This is a genomic window from Shewanella sp. ZOR0012 (genome assembly GCF_000798835.1).
Classification (GTDB): domain Bacteria; phylum Pseudomonadota; class Gammaproteobacteria; order Enterobacterales; family Shewanellaceae; genus Shewanella; species Shewanella xiamenensis.
The window spans coordinates 2,950-4,458 of record NZ_JTLE01000069.1 but is presented as its reverse complement, the minus strand read 5'-3'; the positions used below and the strand labels follow the sequence as shown (position 1 = coordinate 4,458).

Annotated in this window: 4 protein-coding genes; 2 read left to right on the top strand and 2 right to left on the bottom strand. The window is 47.3% G+C overall.

All coding sequences use genetic code 11. The features are described 5' to 3' along the window. Nucleotides 1-91 precede the first annotated feature (91 nt). Both L976_RS01610 and L976_RS01605 read left to right on the top strand, forming a co-directional pair. A complete protein-coding gene (locus L976_RS01610; RefSeq protein ID WP_047533549.1) occupies nt 92-442 on the top strand; it encodes a hypothetical protein in 351 nt (116 codons plus the stop codon). Nucleotides 443-550: 108 nt separating this feature from the next. Further along, nucleotides 551-883: a hypothetical protein gene (locus L976_RS01605; RefSeq protein ID WP_197062263.1), complete on the top strand. Its 333-nt coding sequence runs from the start codon at nt 551-553 to the stop codon at nt 881-883. A gap of 177 nt (nt 884-1,060) precedes the next feature. Here L976_RS01605 and L976_RS23720 read toward each other — a convergent pair whose 3' ends face one another. Together L976_RS23720 and L976_RS22625 are read right to left on the bottom strand one after the other, a co-directional pair. After that, nucleotides 1,061-1,183 carry a hypothetical protein gene (locus tag L976_RS23720; RefSeq protein WP_269430378.1) on the bottom strand — a complete coding sequence of 41 codons (123 nt, stop codon included), beginning with the start codon at nt 1,181-1,183 and terminating at the stop codon, nt 1,061-1,063. A 124-nt stretch (nt 1,184-1,307) separates the two neighbouring features. Further along, a partial coding sequence (locus tag L976_RS22625) for a PhoU domain-containing protein (RefSeq protein WP_331377296.1) occupies nt 1,308-1,509 on the bottom strand: 202 nt, incomplete at its 5' end.

The window sequence follows — 1,509 nt, the reverse complement described above, 5'->3', positions numbered from 1 at the left end:
TACATACAGATAGTTAACTGTGCGCGTTTTTACTGGTCTAACGTGATAAACGCGCATGCGCACGAATAAAATGTTATGTGGGTACAGCGTTATGACTAAGTCCGAAGCAATAAATAAAATTAAATCTTCCATTGCTGAGGGGGCGCAACTAATTACTCCAGAGGGAAAAAATTACGAGGAGCATCTTGCTGAGGTTTCTCAAGTTCTTTTAGCGCATGTTATAGAGCCGATACCTGTGGTTGTTACATCTGCATGCTTTCCTGAGCACGATTATGAAAAGTATAGAAAATCAAATGTGCTGGCAATCGCTAAAAAGGGTAACAGCTGGCTGCTTACACTAGAGTTGGAAAATGAGTTTGCATTAGGGTTCGGAGAAAAGCCTGACAACATTATGATGCATGGTTTCTCTTCGCCAGATGCAATAGGTGAGTGGTGTGCGTAGTCACCACATAACAATCAAATTTTATCGCCAGCAAACAGCGCTGGCTGCGACGTCAACCCGCTGCGCGGCTTTCCGCGCTAAATTTGGGCGTTATGCCTTAGTGAGTATGTGCTCCAAACTATGAAACCAAGTACGCCAGCGGAAATGTCGTTTACGCGAGAATCAGTGATCCAAATGCTTGGATGGGGCGCAACCCCAGAAGCATCCCCATACTCGCACAGGCAGATCGCAGAATGGTGCGATAGGTTCTGGTGTCAGTATCTCGATGTTGATGCTGATCCAGAAATTGAGAGATTGCTACCTGTTCTCACGGATGTGGAAACTCAGTGGGATCTCTATCTGGCAAACACATACACGCTTGAAGAGCTCCGGACCAAAGACTTTGATGCCGAGCAAATGCCCAAGGAGTGGTTCAATGATTGGCTTCGGCAATTGGCATAACAAGGCCCGGCAGCACGCAGCCTTCGGCTGCTGGACTCGCTACGCTCGCCGCTGCGGGCGTCGTTAAATCCTTAAAAAATTTTAATCCGAAACTGAAGAGTTAGAGCAACGGCTCTATCACGCTTCTGTCCCAAAGCGTGCTGAGTAAGATTATTAAGTCTACAGGCTACGACAATGCTAAACAGGTGAGCCATGGTGATTAGCGAGACGACCGTCCGCCCCACGGACGGGGCGGTCGAGCATCCAAGGAAGGACTTGCTGCGCGTCGTAGAGCAAATGCCATGGCTCGCCCATCGTCATAACGAACAACCTCGCCAACCTTCTTACCGTCTATTCATGGCCATCAATCAGTTAAACATCTAAACAAAAACGCTCTGCGGATTAGGCAGAGCGTTTGTGGATAACGCCTTGTGATAAAAGGCGTTTAGTTCTTCATATCCTTTTCCATATCTTCGTAGGAAGTATGGCGAACGTCTTTGCCTTTCACGTAGTAAATAATGTATTCGCAGATATTTTTACAACGGTCGCCCACACGCTCAACCGCACGGGCTGCCCAGAGTACGTCTAAAACGTCAGGGATTGAGCGTGGATCTTCCATCATATAGGTCATTAATTGGCGGATAATG